Here is a 23830-nt window from a genome sequence, read left to right as displayed (position 1 = left end):
TAGACTCATCAGTTTTTGGTAGGAAAAACCAGTTGAGCCAAAGAATTAGAGGGTTAACATAAGCATTAAAACGTGAATTTTCATCAAATATTGATGTTGGATAAGGACTACGGAAAGAAAATCATGAATGCTTATTATCAATTACTGAATAGAACAATTGGTCCTCAAGGTGAAGTCATTGCTCATTATTGCTCAACTGTCCATGCACAAGGGGCTTGGAACCCTCATGAACAGCACATGGCGCCCGCAAGTGGTGTAATCGCAGCAGAGTTAGAGCAATTTTCACCACGACAAGATATGCGAATTGGTCGAATTAGTTTTGATATTTTTGGATTGATTGCTTTTGGTGAGTTTACGATTAAGACACATGTGATTCGTGCCGGTAAAACCATTGAACTGATTGAAGCTGAAATGCAAGCACAAGGTAAAACCTGCATTGTGGCTAGAGCATGGCGCATGTGTACTCAAGATAGTTCCGATATTGCTGGGCTTGAAGATCAGCCAGTTCACCATCCAGATACTTTTACAGAATGGACGGGTATGAAAAGATGGCCAGGTGGCTTTATTCAAACGCTAGTCACTAAAACGGATGATCAGCATCGTGCGGGTAAAGGCATTGTTTGGCTAAACAATGATAAAGAAATAGTTCAAGGGCAGCCGACCACAGATTTTGCCCATTTAATTGGCATGGTAGATGCGGCAAACGGCATTGTCCCAAGACAAGAAGGCGAATTTACTTGGGGCTTTCCAAATCTTGATTTACAAATCCACATGCACCGTTATCCGCAAGGGAAATGGCTAGGTTTGGAAACCGTTCAGCAATATGGTTCGGATGGTATTGGTTTAACCAGTGCAGTTTTACATGATGTATATGGCCCATTTGGACGAAGCGAGCAGATTTTGACTTTGCGTAAAATGACTGAATAAATTTTTTAGCCAATAAAAAAGTCATCCCTAAGGATGACTTTTTTATTTTGAGATTTAATTTTTAGTTACGGACTTTTAGCAGTGTTGGTGTAAGTTCATCCCAACGTTGTTTTGCAGCGTCCATTGCTTTCATTTTGATATGTCCATAACCACGAACTTCTGCCGGTAATTTTGCAATTTGTTCAGCAACTGCCAAGTTATGATTGTCTGGTGCTTCAACAAGTGCTTCAACAAATGTAATGTAACGATCACGCCATGCTTGTTCGTGTTGACGCTCTTCTTGACGTGCAAATGGGTCAAGGAAAGTTTCACGAAGCCATTGTAAGCGAGCAAGCATCATCATTGGGAAGCGCATCCAGTAACCAAACGCACGTTTACGGACATTTTTCAGACCACCAAGTAACGCTGGTGGAGCAAGATGATACGTTAAACGTAAGCCTTTACCGAATTGGGTTTCAATCGATTCTTTGAAGCTTTTACCTGTTAGTAGACGAGCAACTTCATATTCATCTTTATAAGCCATGACTCTATAAAGCTGAGTTGCAATGGTACCCGTTAATTCTTCTGGTAACTTTTTAGCTGCCAATTCTACAAGTGTGCGGTATTTAGCTGCATAAGCTTCATTCCAGTAGTCTGTTAAACGAGCAGAACGATCTTCAACAAGTTCAGCCAAAGTTTGCGGAGTTTTGGTTTTTGGCATTGCCGCAACTAAGCGTGCAGCTAAAGTTGGGTCACTTGCAAGATGACAACCCACACGGAAAGCTTCGAGGTTCTTTTCAACAGCAGTACCATTTAAACGAATTGCTTTTTCAATGCTTTCACGTAATAACGGAATACGACCAGATTGCCATGCCATACCGAGTAATAACTGGTTGGTATAAATTGAATCACCTAACAGTTGTGTTGCAATGCGAGCCGCTGGCAGAGAAACCAGTTGACCTTGACGAACACGACCACGAAGACGATCAATTAAATCACTAATAGGCGCATACCAGTCACGAGATTTAATAAACTCAGAAGTAGGCGTACTGTCTTCATTCACAATAACTAAAGCATCATCTTTTAAGCGAGATAGAGCAGCGCTACCACCAGCGACTACCGCATCTGCACCAATCAATAATTCACATTGGCCCGCCGGAATTTTGGTAGAAGAAATTTGCTCATCACTTGCTGCAAGTTGAACGTATGAATAAACCGTACCGCCTTTTTGCGCAAGACCAGCCATGTCCATAACACGTGTTGCTTTACCTTCTAGGTGAGCCGCCATACCAAGCAGTGCACCAATAGTCACAACACCTGTACCACCAATACCACCGACCATAATACGGCTTGGAACGTCATATAACTGAGGAATAACGGGTGATGTTGGCCAGCCCGCACCAATACCTTCAAATTTAGCTGGACGTTTCATGTCGCGTGTATGAACAGTCACAAAACTAGGGCAGAACCCTTCGGCACAAGTGAAGTCTTTATTACAGCTACTTTGGTTAATTTGACGTTTAGTACCTAAAGCTGTTTCTACAGGTTCAATAGATAAACAGTTTGATTTTTTCGAACAGTCGCCACAGCCTTCGCAAATATCACTATTAATGTATAAACGCTCAGCCGGATCAGGGTACGCATCACGTTTACGACGACGGCGTTTTTCGCTGGCACAGGTTTGTACATAGATTAAAGCGGTGACACCTGTAATTTCACGAAGCTCACGTTGAACTGTATCGAGTTCATTACGGTGGCGAATTTCGACACCTGGTGCAATACCGTCTTCTTCATTTAATAGTTTAACTTCATCAGTGACAATAACTTGTTTTTTAATACCTTCGGCAGCAAGCTGACGAGTTAACTGCGCAACGCTCAAATGACCATCTACATGCTGACCACCTGTCATAGCGACTGCATCGTTGTAGAGGATTTTGTAGGTTATATTAGTTTTTGCAGCGATAGACTGACGAATTGCTAAGTAACCTGAGTGGAAATAGGTCCCATCACCAAGGTTAGCAAAAATGTGTTTTTCATTGGTAAATGGTGATGCACCGACCCAGCTTACACCTTCACCGCCCATTTGAGAGAACGTTTCAGTACCACGGTCAAGTGAAACAGCAATATAGTGACAACCGATACCGCCTAATGCACGGCTACCTTCAGGAACGACTGTTGAAGAGTTATGAGGGCAACCACTACAGAAATAAGGTTTACGTTCAGCAAGATCAATAACACGTTTTGATTCTTGCTCTGCTTTTAGCAGTAAGTCGATTCTGCTTTGGATTTGTGCTTTTAAGCTTTCTGGAATATCGAGTTTTAAGAAGCGAGCAGCCAGCATTTTTGCAATCGGTTCAGGCTGGTACTCATAGTGACCAATAAGCGGCGCTTCTTCAATAGAAGTACTCCATTCACCCTTACCATCAGTTGCTTTACCAATCACACGAGGACGTTTTTCATCAGGCAGTGAGTACAGCTCATCTTTAATTTGTGTTTCAAGAATTGGACGTTTTTCTTCAATAACGATTAGCTCTTCTAAACCTTCGGCAAACTCACGAATGCCTTGTGGTTCTAAAGGCCAAATCAGACCAACTTGATAAACACGTAGCCCAAGCTGTTGGGCAGTTTCATCTTCAATACCTAAAATGCGTAAGGCTTCAATCGTATCTAAATAACCTTTACCACTTGCGGCAATACCGACACGGGCATTTTCACAAGGCCATGTAACGGTGTTGATTTTGTTGGCACGGGCATAGGCCAAAACAGCAGGTAAGCGATATTTATAAAGGCGCTCTTCTTGTTGAATGCCGTGGTCTGGCCAACGAATGTTAACGCCACCTTCTGGGAAATTGGCATCTTCTGGTATAACTGGAGTAACACGGTCTAGGTCAACATGTACAGAAGCAGAAGTTTCAACAATTTCACTGACTAGCTTCATTGAAGACCAAAGGCCAGAAAAACGTGAAACTGCAATCGCGTGAACACCAAAGTCTAAAATTTGTTGAACGGATGTTGGGTAGAAAATTGGAATACCACAACCAATCATGACATGTTCAGACTGGTGAGGGATTGTAGAAGATTTACATGAGTGGTCATCACCAAATAAAGCAACGACACCACCACGTTCAGAAGTACCAGCTAAGTTAGCATGGCGGAGTACATCGCCTGAACGGTCAACACCCGGGCCTTTACCATACCACCAAGAAGACACTCCATCATATTTGCCTTGGCCTGAAAGGTTAACTTGTTGGGTACCCCAAATTGCGGTAGCAGCCAAGTCTTCGTTTACACCAGGTTGAAATACAACATTATGGGATTTAAGTAATCCTTGAACTTGCCAAAGGAAACTATCATAGTTACCAACAGGAGAACCGCGATAACCAGAAATAAAACCAGCAGTATGATAACCATTCATCGCGTCACGGCGAGTTTGGGCAAGAGGCAAACGAACAAGCGCCTGAATGCCGGTCATATATGCTGTACCGTTATCACTTACATATTTATCTTCAAGTGACACATCCTTTGTTGCAATAATATTTGGAGTGACTTTTGTAGCTATATTCATTTATATCTCCTTAGAATTTTTAGTAGCTCGGACTACTTTCTTTTTTCAACATCCAGTTGAATATTTGGAGCAAGTGACATACGAAATAAAAAAAGATCGGTTCCTCTTCTTAAAAAGAATTAGTGCCAATGTATGTACATTTAGTCATTGTGGTTGATCTAAACTGGTGCAACAATCCGTAATTTAGGAAAACATATTTACGTTATGCGCAAAAATCTCGATGGTGGACTATTGCATGCAATGCATGCATTCCTGAAAGTGATTGATAGCGGGAGTTTCACAGCAGCAGCTGAGCAGATGGATCTGACCACAGCACAGGTTTCACGTCTTATCAGCGAGCTAGAAACACGCTTAGGTACAAAATTAATACAACGCTCAACGCGCCAGCAGGCACTGACCGATATTGGTGCGACTTACGCAGAGCGGTGTCGTCAAGTCATTTTAATGGTGGATGAAGCAGAGTCGGAAGTAACAGGAACAGCATCTAAACCCAAAGGCCGTTTACGTGTATTAAGCATGGGAAGCTTTGGGCATCATTATGTTTTTCCAGTGATGGCTGAGTTTTGTAAGCATTATCCCGAATTAACCGTGGAATATACGACTTCACAATACGTTCCAGACTTGTTGGCAAAAGGTGTCGATGTCAGTCTTTATCTAACTGAATCATTAACAGATTCTCGGTTTGTTGCACGCAGAATTGGCACTATCTTTTCTGTTTTATGTGCTTCACCTGCTTATCTCGAAAAACATGGTGTGCCGAAGTCCCCAGAAGACTTAAAAGATCATGCCTGTTTACGCTTGGTAAACCCGTCTATTACACCAGATTGGCACTTATTAAATACAAGTGGTGAGTCTTACCAAATCGACATTGGCGGACAACTCATTGCAGATAATCCTGAGTTATTATTAGATGTGGTGCAACAGGATATGGGCATCGCATTATTGCCGATGTTTTCAGCTTTAGATGCGGTTCAAAATGGAAGATTATGTCATATCTTGCCTGAGTGGCGTTCACCCGACATCGGAGTTTATACCTTGTTGCCTTCACGCCATTTTATCGATGCCAAAACACGTGCATGGTTAGATTGGGTGGAAGAATATATTTCCCCAAGAATTGAAATGGATGCATCTTATTTTTATAAATAATCAGATAAATTTTTAAGGACTACAATTGAAAAAGGATGAAGAATAATACGGATTTAGAACAAAAATAGGGTAGAGAATGCTTCTTTTAAAAGAGGCATTTAATACAGAGATAAATAATAGATTTTAAAAAAATTGCATGAGGGATTTAGTCCCAATTCCTGAATGAAATGAGATAAAGATGAGATAGGATGATCTGGTACTTAGCCTTATATTAAGCCTTATACCAGATGCTGACCTATTTTAATTTATGACTAGGCACACTTGGTTTGCCAATAAGCATTTGCATAATTCGACAAGCTTTTTCGGTTTAATACATTGCTAATATTTTGGCTGGCTTGCATCAGTTTCTCTAAGTCAATGCCAGTTTCAAAGCCCATGTGTGACAGCAAATAAAACAAATCTTCGGTCGATACATTACCCGAGGCACCTTTGGCATAAGGGCAACCGCCAAGGCCAGCAAGAGACGAGTCAAAAACACGAATGCCTTGCTGTAAAGACTGATAAATATTGGCAATTGCCATGCCGTAAGTATTGTGGAAATGCCCAGCTAAAACCTTGCTATCGAGTTCAGCAAGGCATGCTTGCCAAACCTTTTGAACGCGATCTGGTGTTGCTGTGCCAATGGTTTCACCTAAAGACACTTCATAGCAGCCCATTTCATAGAGCCGTTTAACAACTTTTACGACTTGCTCAGGGGCAATTGCGCCTTCATAAGGACAATCGACAATACAAGAGACATAACCACGCACACGTATGTTATGTGCTTTTGCTGCGGTCATGACATCGCTAAATTTTTCGAAGCTTTCGTCAATAGAGCAGTTGATATTTTTGCGGGTAAAACTTTCAGAAGCTGCGGTAAACACCGCAACCTCTTTGCATCCTACCGCTTGAGCAGTTTCAAAACCTTTGATATTGGGGGTGAGCAGGCTAAATTGCACATCAGTTGTTTGGGGTAACAGCTTAAATAGCTCATCACTTTGAGCCATTTGCGGTACCCATTTTGCCGAAACGCATGAACCGACTTCAATCGATTTCAGACCTGCATTAATAAGGTCATTAATAAAGTTTAAGCGTTGTTCGACAGTTAAAGCCTGCTTTTCATTTTGGAGGCCGTCTCTGGGACCGACCTCCACGATTTTGACAAACTCACTCATGCAACTTCCTCCTGTGCAGGCTGAAATTCAACAAGCTCGTCGCCAGCTTTGACCTGATCACCGACTTGGAAATAGGAGTCTACAATCACGCCGTCTTTAGGCGCACGAATGGTATATTCCATTTTCATGGCTTCAAGCGTCATTAAAATATCATCTTTCTTTACGCTATGATTTGCACTGACTAGCACTTGCGTGACTACACCCGGCATCGGTGCTTTTAAGTGACCTTCATCGGCTTGGCTATCTGCCTGATTAAAGTCTTGGCGAATATATGCAAACTTATAGCTTTGTCCATTTTGGAACAAGGTAATGCCTTGCTGACTTTGGTTAAAAGATAGCTTTTGCTGAGTCCCACCAATTTGAACAGATGCCATATGCGCATCAAGCAATTGACCTGAAATCGGGTAGCTTTGACCGTTATATTCTGCGGTGAAGCCATGTTCACTTGAGGCAAACTTGATTTGGATATTTTGGTTTAAATAATTCAGTTTGATGCTGTGCTGATAAGCAATATTTAAACGCCAAAGTGGCTGAGTTTGCCAAAGCTGTTTTTGGTTTGAGCTGTTGTTATTAAGTTGGCTTAAAAACTCAATAAATGCTGCTGCTACCACCAGTTCCGGTTTAATTTCTTCAGGACTAAACAAGAAGTTTTGTTCACGTTGAATCAGGTTGGTATCAAGCTTGGCTTGTTTAAAAGATTCACTACGAACAATCTTTTCCAGAAAGGCAATATTGTTGCCTAAGCCATCGACATGGAATTGGCTTAAAGCGTGTTGCATTTGAATGAGCGCAGCTTCACGGTTTTTACCCCATACAATGAGTTTGGCAATCATTGGGTCGTAATAGGTCGTGATTTCATCGCCTTCAACAATACCGCTGTCTACACGCACATATTGGTTTTGAGTTGGGTAACGCAAATAGTCAATTTTACCAATGGCAGGTAAAAAGCCTTTTTCAGGTTCCTCAGCATAAATCCGTGCTTCGAGCGCATGTCCGTGAATCTGCAATTCGTTTTGTAGTTTAGGTAAAGGTTCACCATAAGCCACACGAAGTTGCCACTCAACCAAGTCTTCACCTGTAATCATTTCGGTGACAGGGTGTTCGACTTGTAAACGGGTATTCATTTCCATGAAATACGCCGTTCCATCTTGTTCCACAATAAACTCAACTGTACCAGCACCGACATAATTTACCGCACGCGCAGCATCAATTGCAGCTTGGCGCATTGCATCGAGCTTCTCGCTTGGCATTTGTGGAGCAGGGGCTTCTTCTAACACTTTTTGATGGCGACGCTGTACCGAACAATCACGTTCAAACAAATGTACATAATTGCCATGTGTATCGCCAAACACTTGTACTTCAATATGGCGAGGTTGAATCACATAACGCTCAATCAAGACATCATCATTACCAAAGCTCGATTTGGCTTCACGTTTACAAGAGGCTAAGGCATGCAGAAAGTCTTCACTGCGTTCAACCAGACTCATGCCTTTACCACCGCCGCCAGCACTGGCTTTAATTAAAACAGGATAGCCAATTTGGTCTGCTCGTTGCTTTAAAAAGTCAGCATCTTGGTTGGTTCCATGATAACCCGGTGTTAAAGGAACGCCAGCTTTTTCCATTAAAGCTTTAGAGGTTGCTTTTAAACCCATCGCTAAAATGGCATCCACTGGCGGTCCAATAAAGCAGATGTTGTGTTGTTGGCAAGCGAGTGCAAACTGGTCATTTTCAGAAAGGAAGCCGTAGCCTGGGTGAACCGCTTGGCTACCTGTCTCAATCGCTGCTTGAATAATGCGGTCGGCTTGCAAATAACTTTGAGTTGCAGGGGACTGACCAATATAAACCGCTTCATCTGCAAGTTTGACATGTTGTGCATTTGCGTCTGCATCTGAGTAAACGGCAACTGTTGCAATACCTAATTTTTTAGCTGTACGAATTACGCGGCAGGCAATTTCGCCACGGTTCGCAATTAAAATCTTTTCAAACATGATGATCGTCCTTAATTGTTGTTATTAGAGTTAGAAACCCAAGCAGGCTGTTGCTTATTTAAAAAGGCACTCAGACCTTCTTTTGCCTCACAGCCTTGACGAACTTGAGCAATATGATGGGCTGTCTGTTGCAGCAAGTCATTGCTCATGGTCTGGTTGCTCACCATTTGAATGAGTTGTTTTGAGGCCGCTTGAGCATGCGGGCCACCGAGTAATAGCGCATCAATAATTTCTTGAACTTTTTTATCTAAGTCTTCGGCATCTGCAACCTCATGTGCCAAACCAATATGTTTGGCATCACGTGCTGAAATTCGCTCGGCAGTTAAGAAATAGCGAGAGGCTTGTCTTGCGCCAATTGTACGAATTACATAGGGACTAATGGTGGATGGAGCAAGTCCTAAACGAACCTCGGAGGTTGCAAACTTGGCATCAGTGCTGGCAATACAAATATCACATGCCGACGCTAAACCCATGCCCCCGCCAAAAGCAATGCCATGCACTCGGGCAATGGTCGGTTGTTTAAGTGTTGCGAGTGCATCCAACATTTGCGCAAGTTTTAATGCATCTGCTTCATTTTCTGCTGAAGAGGCCTGACCTGCCTGTTTCATCCAGTTGAGGTCGGCACCTGCCGAAAAGCTTTTGCCGCGACCAGCTAAAACTACAACACGAATGTCATCACGGGTATTAATTTGCTTAAAGCAAGCATGTAGTTCTTCAATGACTATGGTGTTGAATGCATTGTGTAGTTCAGGGCGGTTCAGCCAAACATAGGCAACCTGACCTTGTTGTTCGAGTTGTAAAAATTGATAGCTCATATACACCTCTTACATGCGGAACACGCCAAATTTGGTTGGCTGGATTGGGGCGTTCATGGCCGCAGCCAAACTTAAACCAAGTACCTGACGAGTTTGCGCTGGGTCAATGACACCATCATCCCAAAGACGAGCAGAAGCATAGTACGGATGGCCTTGACGTTCATATTGTTCACGAATCGGTTGTTTAAATTCATCTTCTTCTTGTGCTGACCACTGGGCACCTTTTTGCTCAATCTGATCACGTTTTAAAGTTGACAGTACACTCGCGGCTTGTTCGCCGCCCATCACTGAAATACGAGAGTTCGGCCAAGTCCATAAAAAGCGTGGTGAATAAGCGCGGCCACACATACCGTAGTTACCTGCACCAAATGAACCACCAATAATTAGGGTAAGTTTTGGTACATTTGCGGTTGCAACTGCCATAACCAATTTAGCGCCATTTTTTGCAATCCCTTCATTTTCATACTGGCGACCAACCATAAAGCCCGTAATGTTTTGTAGAAATAACAATGGAATATTGCGCTGAGTACATAGCTCAATAAAGTGTGCACCTTTTTGTGCAGACTCTGAAAATAAAATCCCGTTATTAGCAATAATCCCGACTGGCATACCATAGAGTGAAGCAAAACCCGTAATTAATGTTGAACCAAAACGTGCTTTAAACTCATCAAAACGAGAGCCGTCTACAATACGTGCAATGACTTCACGCACATCGAAAGGTTTACGCGCATCGCTTGGCACTACACCATACAGTTCCGAGGCATCAAATAGCGGTTCATCAATTTGCTTGTTTAACTCATTTGGCTTTTTATTTAAGTTCGCAACAATGTTTCGCGCAATCGCAATTGCATGTTCATCATTTTCAGCTAAATGGTCAGCTACACCTGAAAGACGTGTATGCACATCACCACCACCTAAATCTTCACTGCTCACGACTTCGCCCGTTGCAGCTTTTACCAGAGGAGGACCGCCTAAGAAAATCGTACCTTGGTTACGTACAATAATCGTTTCATCAGACATGGCAGGTACATAAGCACCACCAGCGGTACAGCTTCCCATTACCACAGCAATTTGGGCAATCCCTAGGCTCGACATGCGTGCCTGATTATAGAAAATACGTCCGAAGTGATCACGGTCTGGGAAAACCTCATCTTGCATTGGTAAATAGGCACCGCCTGAGTCCACCAAATAAATACAAGGCAAGTGATTTTGTTCGGCAATTTCTTGTGCGCGTAAATGCTTTTTAACCGTAAGTGGGTAGTACGTTCCGCCTTTAACCGTTGCATCGTTGGCAACGATCATGCAAGTGATGCCATTGACCTGACCAATACCAGCAATCACACCCGCGGCAGGAACATCATCTTCATAAACGTTGTACGCTGCCAATTGACCAATTTCTAAAAATGCCGTACCGACGTCAATCAGTTGATCAATACGTTCACGAGGTAAAAGTTTGCCTCGATCCAAATGTTTTTGACGGGCATTTTCACCGCCGCCTAACGCAATACGCTGGGCAACTTGTTTGAGATCTGTGACCAATGTTTGCATGGCTTGCTGGTTTGTTTTGAAGTCTTCGCTTCGAACATTAATCTTGCTTTGTAATTGGTTCATAAGATGCGTCCTTATTTATAATTATTATTTGGTTTCATTGAAGAGTTCGCGGCCAATCAGCATGCGGCGAATTTCAGAAGTTCCTGCACCAATTTCATAAAGTTTTGCATCGCGCCATAAACGGCCAGCAGGGAATTCATTGATGTAACCGTTGCCACCTAGACTCTGGATTGCTTCACCAGCCATCCATGTTGCTTTTTCGGCAGAATATAAAATGGCACTTGCAGCATCTTTGCGTAGGCTGCGGTCATGGTCAGCTTTGTCACAAGCAGCACCAACAGCATATACAAGAGCTTTACATGCCAACCAAGTTGAATACATATCGGCAAGCTTGCCTTGCATAAGCTGGAATTCACCTAAAGCCTGACCAAACTGTTCACGTTGGTGCAAGTATGGAATTACCACATCTAAACAGGCATCCATAATGCCTAAAGGTCCAGCACTTAAAACTGCACGTTCATAGTCTAGGCCGCTCATCAGTACTTTTGTACCATTACCGACACCACCAAGTACGTTTTCAGCAGGGACTTCTACATTGTCAAAAAATAGTGGGTATGTGTTAGAGCCACGCATACCAAGTTTGTCTAAGTGGTTGCCGTGACTAAAGCCTTTCATGCCTTTTTCAATTAAAAAAGCTGTCATGCCTTTCGCGCCAGCTTGCGGATCAGTTTTAGCGTAAACCACGAGTACATCTGCATCACCGCCGTTAGTGATCCACATTTTTGAACCATTTAAAACGAAGTGATCACCTTTTTGCTCAGCACGTAATTTCATGCTAACAACATCAGAACCCGCATTCGGTTCAGACATCGCAAGGGCACCCACATATTCACCGGAAATCAATTTTGGTAAATATTTCTGTTTTTGCTGCTCGTTACCGTTACGGTTAATTTGGTTTACACATAAATTAGAATGAGCACCGTATGACAAACCAATTGCTGCCGAAGCACGGGAAATTTCTTGCATAGCAATAATATGAGCCAAATAACCCATATTGGCACCGCCATATTCTTCAGAAACCGTCATGCCTAAAAGGCCCATATCTCCGAATTTTTTCCAGAGATGTGCAGGGAATTTGTTGTCTTGATCAACTTGTTGGGCAATTGGTGCAATTTCCTTTGCACAAAATGCTGCCACTGAATCTTGAAGCGCAATTAAAGTTTCATCTAGACCGAAATTCAAGCTGCGTAGGTTCATGATATCTTCATCCTATTGGTTATATTTGTTGTCCATAAAATATTTTGTGGGTATTTGATAATTACCATACAATGATTTTTTAAAAAAGTGAATACTGATTCATAAAATGATTTACAATTCATTTTATTTGTTAGAGAATAAATTATGAGCTATAAACGATCATCTTTAATGCAAGAGCGGATGGAGCAAAATCGTAAGTCGATTTTGAGTTCAGCCAGAAAGTTAATTTCAGAGGGAGGGTTCAAAGACGCGCAAATACAAACAATTGCAGAGCAAGCGGGCGTATCAAGTGGTCTGGTTTATCGCTACTTTGACAATAAAAGCCAAGTGCTGATTGAGGTTTTGTCCGAAGCCATTAATACAGAGCTATTGGTGATTGATTCGATTACCGAAAGTGACTTATCGGCAAAGCAGAAATTGCATAAGGCTGTGGCAACCTTTGTAAAAAGGGCACTGAATAGTCCTCAGCTTGCATATTCACTCATGTTTGAACCCGTCGATTCAACGGTTGAACATGAGCGTTTTCGTGTGAAGCAATTGATTAAGCAAAGTATTAAAAAAATACTTGCGGATGGAAATGCAAGTGGTGAGTTTGTCTTGGATGATTTAAATACAGCAGCACTCTGTGTTGTCGGTGCTATGACCTATGTGGTAGTTGAACCTCTAGACCCAGCTCAAAATACAAAGTTTGATCATGCGCATAAAGACTATTTTTCAAAACAGATTGCTGATTTTTGTGTAGATGCTGTGCAGAGGAAATAGAGCATATAAAGGATAAAACAACACAAAAAAGGCGGTTTAGAAAAATAGTTGCAGTAACAACAATTAGATCAGGTAAGAAGAGAATTAGAAGAATCAAGGAGAATGATTCAATGCAACAAGAACGGTTAAGCTACGCCTCGGGACCAAGCACACAGCCCTTATTGGGTATGACCATTGGTGAACAATTTGATCAGGCCTGTCGGCAATATGCTGAAAAGGAAGCAATCGTTAGTTTTCATCAAAACAGACGATTAACCTATAAAGCTTTACAAGATGAAGTAAATGCTTTTGCTTGTAGCCTTTTAAAATTGGGATTAAGAAAAGGAGATCGATTAGCGATCTGGTCACCTAATTGTGTGGAATGGACGATAACCCAATTTGCAGCTTTTAAAGCAGGGATTATTTTAGTCAATCTCAATACAGCTTATAAAAGCCATGAACTTGAATATGTGTTGAATAAAGTCTCATGCAAAGGATTGATTATTGCTTCTCAATTCAAAACGACTGATTATCAAGAATTACTGACAAAAATTGCCCCTGAGTTAACCACCTGTACTGACAAAGTGCTCAGTTCAGCACGATTACCACATTTAAAATTTGTCATTAAAATTGATGACCAGCAACATACGGGTATTCATCGCTTTAGTGATTTAGTCACTACACCAACTTCTGAACAGCTAGAACAATTAAAACTATTAACCAAGCAGCTTCAGTTTGATGAAACTATTAATATTCAATTTACATCAGGTACAACAGGTAACCCTAAAGGGACCATGTTGACCCACCATAATATTTTAAATAATGGCTATTTTGTCGGTGAAGGCATTCGTTTGACCCCTCAAGATAAAGTCTGTATTTCTGTACCGTTGTTTCATTGCTTTGGCATGGTCATGGGGAATTTAGCCTGCGTTACACATGGGTCAACCATGGTCTATCCATCAGCTGTATTTAATCCTTTAGAAACTTTAAAAGCGATTCATCAAGAGCGTTGTACGGCAGCTTATGGCGTGCCAACCATGTTTATTGCCACCTTAGAACATGAACAGTTTAATGAGTTTGACTTGTCGAGCTTAAGAACAGGCATTATGGCAGGTAGTCCTTGTCCACGTGAAATTATGCAACGTGTTATAGACCGAATGCATATGTCTGAAATCACGATTTGTTATGGTATGACTGAAACCTCGCCTGTGAGTGTACAAAGTTCGGTAAATGATTCGATTGATAAGCGAGTAAGCACAGTTGGACATGTTCATCCGCATGTTGAAATTAAAATTGTCGATTTAGAAGGGCAGATTGTTCCGCAAGGCACTTTAGGTGAGCTATGCGTTCGCGGTTATTCAGTGATGGCTGGCTATTGGGGCGAAGAAGAAAAGACCAAAGAAGTCATTGATGCTGCTGGTTGGATGCATACAGGTGATATTGCCGAAATGGATCAAGACGGTTTTATTAAAATCAAAGGCCGTATTAAAGATGTGGTGATTCGTGGTGGGGAAAATCTCTTTCCAAAAGAAATTGAAGACTTCTTATACACTCATCCCGATGTAAGTGATGTCCAAGTCATTGGCTTACCAGACGCCAGATATGGCGAAGAACTCTGTGCTTGTATTATTTTGCATGAGCATCATCAAATTGATGAAGACAGCATTCGCCAATTCTGCAAAGAGCATATTTCTCATAATAAAGTGCCGCGCTATGTCCGATTCTTTAATGAGTTTCCAATGACAGCTTCAGGCAAAGCGCAAAAGTTTAAATTGCAGGAAATTATGCGAGCTGAACTTAACTTAACTGGAAATGTCTTTGACTAAAGAGGTTAAAAGTTTGGTCAAAGAACAGCAAACTATAAGTTGAAAGGCAGCTTAAATAGAGGATATAAGCAAAATGGCAAAAGACTTTAATAGCCCAAAGGTAGTCGAAGGATATGACGAACATATTCGTAAATTAATTCCGGGTTATGAAGTGATCCATCAACAGGTGGATGCCATTTTGCAATCAGCGTTACCACCAAATGCTCATATTTTAATTGTGGGTTGTGGCACGGGGTATGAACTCGAATATTTACTTAAACGTCATCCAAACTGGAAATTTACAGCAGTTGATCCATCTTTGACTATGCTGCAAAAAGCTCAGGAACAGGTTGAACTTTTAGATAAATCTTCTCAAGTCACCTTTGTTCATGGTGAAACGTCAGTTTTACCTCTTGAGAATTGCTTTGATGCTGCACTTTCTATTCTCGTGGCTCATTTTATTGCAGATGACATAAAACCTGTTTTTTTTAAGGATATTTATGATCGCTTAAAAGAAAAAGCGATTTTGCTGACCTACGATTTAATGACGTGTGTAAATCCACAACATCTTCAAGCTTTACGTTATTTATGTTTGGCACAAGGCTTAACAGAAGAACAATGTCAAAAAATGTTAGAGCGTATGGCGCAAGACTTTTTTAGCCTAACCACTGAAGGATATATAAAACTTTTAGAAAAAACTGGTTTTGAAAGTGTGCATCCTTATACGCAAATTTTGACGTATCAAGGGTTTATTGCAAAAAAATAATGGATTTGGGAAAGCATTAATACGGATATAAAACCTGCATATTCTCAATGAGGAAGAGAATATAAAAACTGAAAAGAATTAGAAGATTTAGCTTTACTTAAAACAAATTAAAAGCGGTTTTCAGGCCGCTTTAGGGAGGTTTTGTCTAAAAAATATGATCGAAGGTTTTTCTTGTGAAAGAAAGACAAATTTTAAGCACTTATTTTAGATAGGTACATAACAAAAAGGATGTCGAGATCTTTAAGTCGAATTAAAGATCAAAAGGAAAATTTCATGATGAAAGTTTTAAATACAACGGTTCAAAAAAGCCTGTTGGCTGTTTCTGTGACCCTGTTTATGTCTTCCGCTTTGGCAGGTCAAACAGATCCTGAAATAGCACAACTTCGCCAAGAAGTGAAAGAACTTCGGGCTATGTTACAAGCCAATATGCAGGCGCAAAAATCTTTATCGCAAGGACGAGTGGAACTAGCAAATTCAGCGACTCCTCAAGCCGTATCACTAATACAGCAAGGTTTAACCAAGTCTGGTGCAGAATTTAACTTATATGGTTATATACGGGCAGATGCTTCTTATCAAATGAAGGGCGCATCTACCATGTATAACAATATTAGCGGTGTTCCACTTGAAAACACGCCGGAAGAATCTGCACAAAAAGACCAGTTGCACAGTACGGTTAATGTGACACGTTTCGGGTTGAATTTTAAAACCCCGACGGCCGCGGGTGATGTGGGCGGAAAGTTAGAAATGGACTTCTTTGGGGCAGCCACTCGTGATCAGTTTCGGATACGCCATGCTTATTTAACTTTTGATAAATGGCTTATCGGTCAAACGTGGTCAACATTTATTGCACCCGAATATTATCCGGAAACGATTGATGCGGGCACATTTGTAGGCAGTGCATTATTAAGATCACCGCTCGTACGCTATATCGATAACTTAACGGCAAATACAAGTTTTGCAATATCGGTTGAAGACCCAAAATACACTGTGACCTCAGATCCTGACAATAAAATGCGTTTACCAGCCTTGGTAGGGCGCTTAAATCATAAATTTGCCAATGGCTCGATGTTGTCGGGCCGTAGTTTTGTTGCCGAAAAGAGAACGAATAATGATGAAGAAATGTCTTGGGGCGTAGGCTTGGGCGGTAAATACCAAATTACGCCCGATACATTACTCAAAGCCGATTATTACCATGTCAAAGGAGATGGGCGTTTCCTACTATGGAGTAACAGCGGCTATGCAATAGATGATCAAAACAATATGCATAGCAATGAATTTGACACCGTTTCTTTAGGTATTACTCATCAATTTACACCGCAAATTCGTTCAACCTTAGCTTATGGCTATATGAAAGCCAAAGATGATAACCGTTTTGCTGAATTACAACGTAATAGCACCACCCAAAATAAAGAGCTTTGGCAGGGCTGGGTGAATGCACTTTATAACCCATACAAACCAATTACCATGGGCGTCGAATATGTGTATGGCGAACGAGAAACTTTTGATGGACGTAACGGGATTGATAACCGCTTCAATATGATGGCGAGTTATGACTTTTAATTTATTCAACAAAACCTTGAATAATCTGTTTTTTCTTTAGGGTGCAGTATGTCGTTTTAAAAAATTGAATATGAATTTATCTCACAAAGGAGGTGAGTAAATGACAACATCTAAATTAAATGTAAATGAAGTTATTGATCAGGCCAGATTTACCCCTTTTCACTGGAGTATTTTACTTTGGTGTTTATTAATTATTATTTTTGATGGTTATGATCTGGTGATTTATGGCGTGGTACTGCCTTTGCTAATGCAAGAGTGGTCGTTAACAGCTGTACAGGCGGGGATGTTAGCAAGTACAGCACTATGCGGAATGATGTTTGGGGCAATGTTTTTTGGAACATTGGCAGACAAAATAGGCCGTAAAAAGGTAATTTTAATCTGTGTGACTTTTTTTAGTGGTTTTACTTTTTTAGGTGCTTTTGCATCAAGCCCACTTGAGTTTGGGGTACTTCGGTTCTTGGCGGGATTAGGCATTGGTGGGGTTATGCCAAATTTAGTTGCACTTACATCAGAATATGCGCCTAAACGTATAAGAAGTACTTTGGTGGGGAGTATGTTTAGTGGTTATGCAATTGGGGGGATTCTTTCAGCATTGATCGGTAGCTATTTGGTTGAAAGTCAGGGGTGGCAAATTATGTTTTTAATTGCCGGTATTCCATTATTTTTATTACCTGTCATTTGGAAGTTTTTACCTGAGTCTTTAACCTTTTTAGTTAAGACGGGTAAGACTGAGCAAGCACAGCGCATTATTCAAAAAATTTCGCCTGAACAAAACCTAACGATCAATACGCAATTAGTGCTTAATGAAGATAATGTTCCAACAGGTAGTTCTGTAAAGGGATTATTTCAACAAGGCCGTGCTTTCAATACACTCATGTTTTGGCTCGTGTTCTTTATGTGCTTACTCATGGTGTATGCCTTAAGTAGCTGGTTACCAAAACTCATGCTGGCAGCAGGTTATTCACTTGGAAAGAGTATTTTGTTCTTGCTTGCTCTAAATGTTGGCGCAATGATCGGTTCAATCGGTGGCGGTATTTTGTCTGATAAATTCCATTTAAAACCTGTAATTATGGGAATGCTACTGGCGGGTGTTGTTGCTTTAGTCGGTTTAGGTTTTAAGTCACCAGCCTATGTTTTATATGGTTTGGTGACTGTGGCAGGAGCAGCAACGATTGGTACTTCAATTCTTCTGTATAGTTACGTTGCACAATATTATCCACTAAGTGTGCGCTCTACTGGAATTGGTTGTGCTTCTGGTGTAGGTCGAATTGGGGCTATTGTTGGACCTATCTTAACGGGCCTATTATTAGGGTTGGAATTACCACATAAAATGAATTTTGTGATGATCGCAATTCCTGCAATTTTAGCGCTTTTCGCCGTCATGGTTTTAAGACGATATGCCGCTGAAAAACAGCCTATTACACCAAAACTTAATGTCGAGTTAGAGGGGAATTAATCCATATGGATACAGGTAGGGAGCAAATTCCTACCTGTATCTAGACATTAATTATGGAGTAACTGGTTTACATCAACCAGATTTGCCATTTGTTGATTACCACGGTCATTCGGATGTAAATGATCTCCTGAATCATAAATTGGATTTAATCGATCGGAATGTTTTGAATCTTTTAAACCTTGCTCAAGATCAAGTACTCCATCAAATGTATGGTTGGTTCTCATCCAGTGATTAATGCGCTGGCGTAATTCATCTTTATTGGGTTGATAGTAGTTATCTAACGGTGTATTGGGTAAAGCTCCCGAAAATGGTAATAAGGTTGCTCCAATCACTTGAATACCTTGGCGATGTGCTTCATCTACAACACCTTTATAACCTTGAGTGAGTGCTTCAAAAGTCGGTATTTGTTGTTTAGGTGCAAAAGCAGTACCAGGCCATGAAATATCATTAATACCCACCAGAATAATTAATGTTTTCACACCTGAATATTGAAATACTTCTTTTTCCAAGCGCTCTAAAGCACTGTCACCCATACCGTCTGTGAGTAGTCGATTTCCTGAAATTCCACTATTAATGACCGCGACTTGATGTGGTGATAAGCGCTTAGCTAAAAAGTCGGTCCATCTTGCATTTGCGTCTAAAGTTGCAGTTGCTCCATCGGTAATGGAGTCTCCAATGACTGCAACAACATGTGCTTTACGCTTTGGTTTTACTTCGATAGCCGATAATAATAATCGCGCAGTGGTGGTTTTGGCACTGCTAGGCGTATTTAGGTTCGCAGTCTGGTTGCCCGTAATGAGCCAACTAGTTTGTTTCGCATCCCAATGAAAAGTTTTAAATGTAGTGGGCTTTTGAATAAAGGTATTTACCATTAACTGTGCATGATCTGGAACAGGAAGCGGGATTGGATCACTTATCAGTTGTTTGCCTGGTAAAATTTTTGCTTTAAGCTTTCCAGAGAAATAAACTGGATAAGCACTCTTTGATTTAAGACTTTGTCCTTTGATTAGCCCCACAGTCGTTTTATCAATATAAAGCGGTTGATCCCCATATTGATTTGTAAAAACGAGCCTAACCGCTTCACCACCTAAACTAATTTGACTAATTTGTTTGATGGTCTGATTCGATATTTGATTGGGAATATTGGTCGGGAAAACGAAATCTTTATTCCAGACTTTTTGTGGACTAGCTGCCCAAGTGGTAATCCATTCGCTCTTTTGTACTTCTGCTTGTGCAAAGCTCGTAAATAAAACAAGAGAGAATAGGGTGGGTTGATAAAGTTTCATCTCGTAAACTCTTTAAAACGAATTAAAGTTATCTTGAAACAAATTGCTGGCTTGTTATAGCGACATAAGCGGAATAAGATTTGTGAATGAAATTCATAAATAGATTTTGTTATGTCATATTTTGATATTAATCGGTCTGGGGAGTTAGCAATTTTTATTCGAGTGGTCGAGTTAGGAAGCTTTTCAGCAGTCGCAAGAGCTTGCGACATGACGCCGTCTGCGGTGAGTAAGTTAATTTCTCGGTTGGAAAAAAGACTTGGCGTTAGGTTGCTTAATCGCTCAACACGTCAGTTCCAACTCACCAGTGAAGGATGTCAATTTTATGAGCAAGGTAGTCACATACTCAATAACTTAGATGAACTAGAACAATCTGTTACTGTAAATCACATGCCGCAAGGGCGAATTAGAATTCATACCAGTCTTTCATATTGGACACACTTTTTATTACCTTGTATTTCTCTATTTAACGAGTGCTATCCACAAATTGAATTAGAGGCTCATTTGAGTGATGAAGTCATTAATTTAGTTGAGCAAAGAATTGATATCGCAATTCGCACGGGACCTTTGAAAAGCTCAAATTTGGTTGCTCGCTCACTCGGACGCACTCAGAAACATTATGTATGTTCACCTACCTATATTGAAAAGAATGGTTATCCGCAACACCCAGAACAGTTATACGAACATCAACTTTTAGACGTAAGTTACCAACGTCAAAATAAAACGTGGCTTTTTAAAAAAGACGATCAAGAAATCACACTTGCTCCCACTAAGGTTTTAAGAGTAAATCATGGAGAAGCCATCTTACAGTTAGCGCTTGCAGGTGCTGGTATTGCACAGCTTAACCAGTTCCAAGTCAAAAAAGCTTTAGAACAAAAACAGTTGGTCAAAATCCTTGAAGACTGGAATATCAAGGCTTCAGAAGAATTTCATGCTGTTTGGATAGGACATGATAAATATGTCCCTAAGCGCGTAAGGGCTTTTTTAGATTTCTTGGTAGAGCATGCAAAAGTTAGTTAATGGGGTCTTTTCTTGCGCTTAACTGACATTGGTGCATAGTTTCATTCATAGTTTCCACAAAGTGCATATTCGCATTAATATTTTGTAAGCTTACTTTGGGTAAGTTCTCTACAAACTGCGGCGAATAATGTTTTTCTAAAGAGTTATAAATACAGTTGCATTGTGAAAGTGCACGACCTGCCCAAACACAATGTGTATTAAATTCATTTTTACTGATAGACCTGCAACCTAATAAACTTATAGAACTTATTAATAGGGTGCAGATTAAAACAATACGATATAAAAAAAACATCATTATTGCTCTTCATTGGTTGTTGTTATCGTTAAGTCATGTTTATAGAAATTTTCTAGTCTTTATCGAGCGTTAAATATGAAAATATTTACTCTGAAAAGATAGGAAGGCAGAAACATATAACTGTAGGATATTTTCTTAAAAATAGTTTCAGTGAAGTCGATAACGTGATGAAGAGTAGAAGAAAAAACACGATATAAAATAATAGTCATTAGAGACTCCTTGATGAAAGAAGTTGCGCCCAATCACTGCTATTAATTATGGTGGTGAAACGAAAGAGGGTTAGCAGACTGATACCTAAGAAACCAGCACACCCGAAGGTGTCCCACTCCCGTTCCTCCGTCAAAGGCACGAGGGGCTACACACCAAAAAACTTGTTTTTAGTGCGCTTAGGTAGACGGTCTGCTAAAACCGACTGACAAAATAGGTCAGCCGGAGCATCATAAGCTGAGCCTTAAAGCGGGTCAATTGCAAAAATAAAAGATTGGTTTATATAAACAAATATTAATATTTTTAAATTTTCATTAATAAAATAATGAGTTATTTAGAATTGAAAATATTGAATAATGGTTCAATAGAGGTTAAAAAATAATTTTTAATGTTTATATATCAAATATTTATTAATTGTTTATTTATATAGTGTTTGCAAGTAATGACTTATTTCAACATAAGTTAAAAAAGAGCGGGAAATTTTGATTTTATGAATATCATGTAATTAAATAAATAGCCGTTGCCAAATTTTAATTAAAATATCAATTGCAAGAAAAGTAATTTTTTAACATTTATATTATTTAGATTTTTACAAAAGCTTGCACAACCTACAAAACTTAAGAGAACCACAGCGGTAGGCCAACATAAGATAATGTTATTCATAAGCCTACATCTTAAGATTTATAAGGGTGACCTCAATGTTAAGAATTTTTTGTGCAGTGAGTATGGTAGTTGCAATCGCAATGGGTATGAGTGCATGCCAAGATCGAAACTCAACAGATGATGATGGAACACATGGCTCTAATGATCCAGCAACTACTCAACAAATGGATAAAAATTCATAATTCTTTTGTTTAAGAAAACTCACTTTTAAGTGAGTTTTCTTATCGTTATTTTCTATAAAATATGTAACATAATAAAAAAAGCAATTATATAAAAATATAAAATTAATCAATAAATTAGTCTGTTATAGTCTTTACATCAATTTGTTGTTATTGAATTGTTGCGCCAGTAAATTATAGTTTCAAAAAATTAATAAAATAAACACAAGAAATTACTTATATTCATCCAAAATTCATTTTAGTGAATACAATTTTTTAAAGGTAAGGATATGCCCCAGTACTTAAGAATAGCTGAGAAAATCTATCAAAATGTTAAGGAAAAAAAGGGGTTTACAGATGACCCTATGGAAGATCTTAACAATTTAATGATTGAGCTCAGACATGAGATTAAGGGGACAAAGCTTAAACTTTTATACAATTATATTGATTTCGCTGAATTGCTGATTAAGCCTCTTCAGGAATCTAAAATTAAATTGGATTTAAGTATTATTCCGAAGAGTAAAAATACGCAAGAATTTGTGTTATGGCTTGCAGGTTTTATTGAGCGTATTACTACAGGTGGCCAAGAAAAGTTACCTCCAATTCGCGATAAAGTTGCATTGCCTGCATATGCTTATGAAGAAACATATCCTGCTCAAGAGACTCCCGTGAATAACGGAGAAGAAATTATTGAATATTTTAAGAAAAACCAAAACTGATATTTTGTTTACGTATGGCTCAAGTCTATTGTTAGGCTTTTGCGTTAAATAAATGGGAAAAACCAGTAACTTCAGTCAAGAAATAAGGTGGCGGTATGTTTGTATATTTTACTGATGGAACTTGCATTAATGATTCTGAAATTTATGGTGTAAAAGCTAAGCAAGAACAAAACAGATATGTCGTAGAAGTTACGATCAAGCCAACACATACACTATCTACAACGCCAGATGTACAATTTAAAAAAGAAATTTTTGATGATCCGCACCAAGCCAATCAATATCTTAGTAATAATTTTAATATGCCGCCGTTTTTCTAATTTATAAATATTTCAAATAATAAAAAAGCTTATTTCCCAGGGCCAATAGGAAATAAGCTATATGCTTTGGACCAATTAAGGATGTTACATGTCATCCCATGCATCTTTAATGGCTTGTTTTGCATGTTCCCATTTTAATCGGGATTCAGCTTTGAGTTCTTCCCACTTTTGTTGCAAGCTACCTTCCATATCTTCAAACTGAGTTCCTTCTTTAGATTCTGAACGGGCACGGTGACCTAGTTCATAAGCAGCAGAAAAATCACGATCATAATCCAGATCTGGCGTAGTTAATTGAGCTTCTTGATAATAAGGTCGAGTAAGATAACTTTCTCGCCAGCGAGAGTCAGAATAATTATGGTCGCCAGCTACTAGTTGAGCATGGTCTGTATTTTGATCTGTCATCAGTTTTTCCTCATCTCTTATTTAATTTTATGCTTATGTTAAATTTAGGAAGGTGA

Annotated in this window: 20 protein-coding genes; 11 read left to right on the top strand and 9 right to left on the bottom strand. The window is 39.9% G+C overall.

Translation table 11 applies throughout. The features are described 5' to 3' along the window. The first annotated feature begins 123 nt into the window (after positions 1–123). Positions 124–927 (top strand): thioesterase family protein, encoded by an 804-nt coding sequence (locus AC52J8_RS10945; RefSeq protein WP_197738925.1) that lies wholly within the window; start codon positions 124–126, stop codon positions 925–927. 61 nt (positions 928–988) lie between these two features. Here the strand turns inward: AC52J8_RS10945 and AC52J8_RS10940 are convergent, their stop codons facing one another. After that, the gene (locus tag AC52J8_RS10940) at positions 989–4471 is read right to left on the bottom strand and encodes an indolepyruvate ferredoxin oxidoreductase family protein (RefSeq protein WP_086399311.1); all 3483 of its coding nucleotides are present in this window, start codon (positions 4469–4471) and stop codon (positions 989–991) included. A 204-nt stretch (positions 4472–4675) separates the two neighbouring features. Here AC52J8_RS10940 and AC52J8_RS10935 point away from each other — a divergent pair, with 204 nt between their 5' ends. Then, positions 4676–5617 (top strand): LysR family transcriptional regulator, encoded by a 942-nt coding sequence (locus AC52J8_RS10935; RefSeq protein WP_069122879.1) that lies wholly within the window; start codon positions 4676–4678, stop codon positions 5615–5617. Between the two features lie 251 nt (positions 5618–5868). Here AC52J8_RS10935 and AC52J8_RS10930 read toward each other — a convergent pair whose 3' ends face one another. The 5 genes from AC52J8_RS10930 to AC52J8_RS10910 are packed head-to-tail and all read right to left on the bottom strand — an operon-like array spanning position 5869 to position 12382. Next, on the bottom strand, positions 5869–6771 hold the full coding sequence (locus AC52J8_RS10930; protein WP_069122882.1) for a hydroxymethylglutaryl-CoA lyase: 903 nt from the start codon (positions 6769–6771) through the stop codon (positions 5869–5871). Further along, complete coding sequence (locus AC52J8_RS10925; protein ID WP_068528616.1) at positions 6768–8759, bottom strand: acetyl/propionyl/methylcrotonyl-CoA carboxylase subunit alpha; 1992 nt, start codon at positions 8757–8759, stop codon at positions 6768–6770. Before AC52J8_RS10925 ends, AC52J8_RS10930 begins: the two co-directional genes overlap by 4 nt. An 11-nt stretch (positions 8760–8770) precedes the next feature. Next, positions 8771–9574 (bottom strand): enoyl-CoA hydratase/isomerase family protein, encoded by an 804-nt coding sequence (locus tag AC52J8_RS10920; RefSeq protein WP_068528619.1) that lies wholly within the window; start codon positions 9572–9574, stop codon positions 8771–8773. A 9-nt stretch (positions 9575–9583) separates the two neighbouring features. Beyond that, positions 9584–11185: a carboxyl transferase domain-containing protein gene (locus tag AC52J8_RS10915; protein WP_068528622.1), complete on the bottom strand. Its 1602-nt coding sequence runs from the start codon at positions 11183–11185 to the stop codon at positions 9584–9586. Between the two features lie 24 nt (positions 11186–11209). Further along, positions 11210–12382 (bottom strand): isovaleryl-CoA dehydrogenase, encoded by a 1173-nt coding sequence (locus AC52J8_RS10910; protein WP_029424157.1) that lies wholly within the window; start codon positions 12380–12382, stop codon positions 11210–11212. Between the two features lie 144 nt (positions 12383–12526). Here AC52J8_RS10910 and AC52J8_RS10905 point away from each other — a divergent pair, with 144 nt between their 5' ends. The 5 genes from AC52J8_RS10905 to AC52J8_RS10885 all read left to right on the top strand — a co-directional run bounded on the left by AC52J8_RS10905 (position 12527) and on the right by AC52J8_RS10885 (position 18710). Continuing rightward, positions 12527–13144 (top strand): TetR/AcrR family transcriptional regulator, encoded by a 618-nt coding sequence (locus tag AC52J8_RS10905; protein ID WP_002114305.1) that lies wholly within the window; start codon positions 12527–12529, stop codon positions 13142–13144. Between the two features lie 110 nt (positions 13145–13254). Continuing rightward, positions 13255–14949, top strand: a complete 1695-nt coding sequence (locus AC52J8_RS10900; RefSeq protein WP_075382743.1) for an AMP-binding protein — start codon at positions 13255–13257, stop codon at positions 14947–14949. Positions 14950–15022: 73 nt separating this feature from the next. After that, positions 15023–15694 carry a class I SAM-dependent methyltransferase gene (locus tag AC52J8_RS10895; RefSeq protein WP_069030717.1) on the top strand — a complete coding sequence of 224 codons (672 nt, stop codon included), beginning with the start codon at positions 15023–15025 and terminating at the stop codon, positions 15692–15694. A 276-nt stretch (positions 15695–15970) separates the two neighbouring features. Next, positions 15971–17254 (top strand): DcaP family trimeric outer membrane transporter, encoded by a 1284-nt coding sequence (locus AC52J8_RS10890; protein WP_496538916.1) that lies wholly within the window; start codon positions 15971–15973, stop codon positions 17252–17254. Between the two features lie 100 nt (positions 17255–17354). Further along, entirely contained in the window at positions 17355–18710 is a 1356-nt protein-coding gene (locus AC52J8_RS10885) for an MFS transporter (RefSeq protein ID WP_086611326.1), read from the top strand. A gap of 47 nt (positions 18711–18757) precedes the next feature. Here AC52J8_RS10885 and AC52J8_RS10880 read toward each other — a convergent pair whose 3' ends face one another. Next, positions 18758–19996 (bottom strand): SGNH/GDSL hydrolase family protein, encoded by a 1239-nt coding sequence (locus AC52J8_RS10880; protein ID WP_086399313.1) that lies wholly within the window; start codon positions 19994–19996, stop codon positions 18758–18760. A 111-nt stretch (positions 19997–20107) separates the two neighbouring features. Here AC52J8_RS10880 and AC52J8_RS10875 point away from each other — a divergent pair, with 111 nt between their 5' ends. Then, entirely contained in the window at positions 20108–21013 is a 906-nt protein-coding gene (locus AC52J8_RS10875) for a LysR family transcriptional regulator (RefSeq protein ID WP_086399314.1), read from the top strand. On the opposite strand, the gene AC52J8_RS10870 is transcribed toward AC52J8_RS10875, so the two are convergent. Beyond that, a complete protein-coding gene (locus AC52J8_RS10870; protein WP_078220641.1) occupies positions 21006–21308 on the bottom strand; it encodes a hypothetical protein in 303 nt (100 codons plus the stop codon). The genes AC52J8_RS10875 and AC52J8_RS10870 overlap by 8 nt on opposite strands. 905 nt (positions 21309–22213) lie before the next feature. Here AC52J8_RS10870 and AC52J8_RS10865 point away from each other — a divergent pair. The 3 genes from AC52J8_RS10865 to AC52J8_RS10855 all read left to right on the top strand — a co-directional run bounded on the left by AC52J8_RS10865 (position 22214) and on the right by AC52J8_RS10855 (position 23372). Further along, positions 22214–22360: a hypothetical protein gene (locus tag AC52J8_RS10865; protein WP_002114459.1), complete on the top strand. Its 147-nt coding sequence runs from the start codon at positions 22214–22216 to the stop codon at positions 22358–22360. 266 nt (positions 22361–22626) lie between these two features. After that, positions 22627–23055, top strand: coding sequence for a hypothetical protein (locus tag AC52J8_RS10860; protein WP_086399315.1), 429 nt, complete (start codon positions 22627–22629; stop codon positions 23053–23055). 95 nt (positions 23056–23150) lie between these two features. Further along, positions 23151–23372, top strand: a complete 222-nt coding sequence (locus AC52J8_RS10855; RefSeq protein WP_002114549.1) for a hypothetical protein — start codon at positions 23151–23153, stop codon at positions 23370–23372. A gap of 84 nt (positions 23373–23456) precedes the next feature. Here AC52J8_RS10855 and surA1 read toward each other — a convergent pair whose 3' ends face one another. After that, positions 23457–23774, bottom strand: a complete 318-nt coding sequence (surA1, locus tag AC52J8_RS10850; protein ID WP_000132045.1) for a surface antigen protein 1 — start codon at positions 23772–23774, stop codon at positions 23457–23459. Positions 23775–23830: the final 56 nt, after the last annotated feature.

The sequence above is a fragment of the Acinetobacter sp. S-1 genome (genome assembly GCF_059579785.1).
Note: the sequence above shows the minus strand (reverse complement) of the source record. Positions and strands in the feature narration are given on the sequence as shown.

Bases quoted from the DNA above. Each gene is read 5' to 3' on its own strand.
- AC52J8_RS10945 (WP_197738925.1), top strand. From the start codon at position 124: ATGAATGCTTATTATCAATTACTGAATAGAACAATTGGTCCTCAAGGT.
- AC52J8_RS10940 (WP_086399311.1), bottom strand. From the start codon at position 4,471: ATGAATATAGCTACAAAAGTCACTCCAAATATTATTGCAACAAAGGAT.
- AC52J8_RS10935 (WP_069122879.1), top strand. From the start codon at position 4,676: ATGCGCAAAAATCTCGATGGTGGACTATTGCATGCAATGCATGCATTC.
- AC52J8_RS10930 (WP_069122882.1), bottom strand. From the start codon at position 6,771: ATGAGTGAGTTTGTCAAAATCGTGGAGGTCGGTCCCAGAGACGGCCTC.
- AC52J8_RS10925 (WP_068528616.1), bottom strand. From the start codon at position 8,759: ATGTTTGAAAAGATTTTAATTGCGAACCGTGGCGAAATTGCCTGCCGC.
- AC52J8_RS10920 (WP_068528619.1), bottom strand. From the start codon at position 9,574: ATGAGCTATCAATTTTTACAACTCGAACAACAAGGTCAGGTTGCCTAT.
- AC52J8_RS10915 (WP_068528622.1), bottom strand. From the start codon at position 11,185: ATGAACCAATTACAAAGCAAGATTAATGTTCGAAGCGAAGACTTCAAA.
- AC52J8_RS10910 (WP_029424157.1), bottom strand. From the start codon at position 12,382: ATGAACCTACGCAGCTTGAATTTCGGTCTAGATGAAACTTTAATTGCG.
- AC52J8_RS10905 (WP_002114305.1), top strand. From the start codon at position 12,527: ATGAGCTATAAACGATCATCTTTAATGCAAGAGCGGATGGAGCAAAAT.
- AC52J8_RS10900 (WP_075382743.1), top strand. From the start codon at position 13,255: ATGCAACAAGAACGGTTAAGCTACGCCTCGGGACCAAGCACACAGCCC.
- AC52J8_RS10895 (WP_069030717.1), top strand. From the start codon at position 15,023: ATGGCAAAAGACTTTAATAGCCCAAAGGTAGTCGAAGGATATGACGAA.
- AC52J8_RS10890 (WP_496538916.1), top strand. From the start codon at position 15,971: ATGAAAGTTTTAAATACAACGGTTCAAAAAAGCCTGTTGGCTGTTTCT.
- AC52J8_RS10885 (WP_086611326.1), top strand. From the start codon at position 17,355: ATGACAACATCTAAATTAAATGTAAATGAAGTTATTGATCAGGCCAGA.
- AC52J8_RS10880 (WP_086399313.1), bottom strand. From the start codon at position 19,996: ATGAAACTTTATCAACCCACCCTATTCTCTCTTGTTTTATTTACGAGC.
- AC52J8_RS10875 (WP_086399314.1), top strand. From the start codon at position 20,108: ATGTCATATTTTGATATTAATCGGTCTGGGGAGTTAGCAATTTTTATT.
- AC52J8_RS10870 (WP_078220641.1), bottom strand. From the start codon at position 21,308: ATGATGTTTTTTTTATATCGTATTGTTTTAATCTGCACCCTATTAATA.
- AC52J8_RS10865 (WP_002114459.1), top strand. From the start codon at position 22,214: ATGTTAAGAATTTTTTGTGCAGTGAGTATGGTAGTTGCAATCGCAATG.
- AC52J8_RS10860 (WP_086399315.1), top strand. From the start codon at position 22,627: ATGCCCCAGTACTTAAGAATAGCTGAGAAAATCTATCAAAATGTTAAG.
- AC52J8_RS10855 (WP_002114549.1), top strand. From the start codon at position 23,151: ATGTTTGTATATTTTACTGATGGAACTTGCATTAATGATTCTGAAATT.
- surA1 (WP_000132045.1), bottom strand. From the start codon at position 23,774: ATGACAGATCAAAATACAGACCATGCTCAACTAGTAGCTGGCGACCAT.